This window comes from Thermus sp., assembly GCF_056332225.1.
In genome coordinates this window covers 1-689 of sequence record NZ_JBWGQW010000194.1, presented here as the reverse complement: position 1 = coordinate 689, position 689 = coordinate 1, and the positions used below count along the sequence as shown (strand labels likewise).

At 72.7% G+C, this 689-nt stretch carries 1 pseudogene; it reads right to left on the bottom strand.

Annotated elements, in window-relative coordinates:
- Positions 1-689: pseudogene (locus AC01Y6_RS10860) on the bottom strand (DUF5009 domain-containing protein); the annotation flags it as partial.

Sequence of the window (689 nt, the reverse complement as noted above, 5' to 3'; positions counted from 1 at the left end):
GGCGAGCCACCATCCAAGAATATACCCGGCGAGCCAAAGCCAGCCCCCTAAGGGGCCGAGGAGGGCGGTGAGGAAGGCGAGGGAGAGGGCCAGGGGCCCCTTGAGGAGGGTGAGCTTCAGGGCGAGGGGCAGGGCGTAGGCCAGAAGGGGGTTGGCGCCAAGGGGGCGCAAGGGAGCCTGGGCCCACGGAGGAAGGCGCCCGAGGAGGAAGAGGAGGGGCGCCCCCACCCCCAGGGCGAGGAAGAGGTAGGTGGGGGTCCAGTAGGTCTTGTCCGGGGGCAGGAAGGGGGTCCAAAGGAGCCCGAGGCCAAGGCCCAGGAGGCCGAGGGCGAGGAGGCCTAGGGGCCTCCCCTGCAAAAGGGCCTCCCCCAGGAAGGTGGCGAGAAGGACGAAGCCCCCGGTGGGCACCGCCGAGGGGAGCCCACGGAGGCCCAGGGGCGCCAGGTAGGTGCGGTTCAGGTGGAGGGCGAGGTTGGCGTCCTCCCGGTACACCCCCGCCCCCACCCCGGGCACGGGCACGAGGAGGAGGGCCACCCCGTAGCCCAGGAGGAGGGCGAGGGAAAGGAGAAGGCGGCGGAGGGCCGGGAGGTCGTAGAACCAAGCCCCCACCAGGTAGGCCAGGGCGAGGAGCTGGAGCACGTCCAGGGCGAAGACGGGGCGGCCCGCCTGCAGGCCGGTGAGGCCGAGGC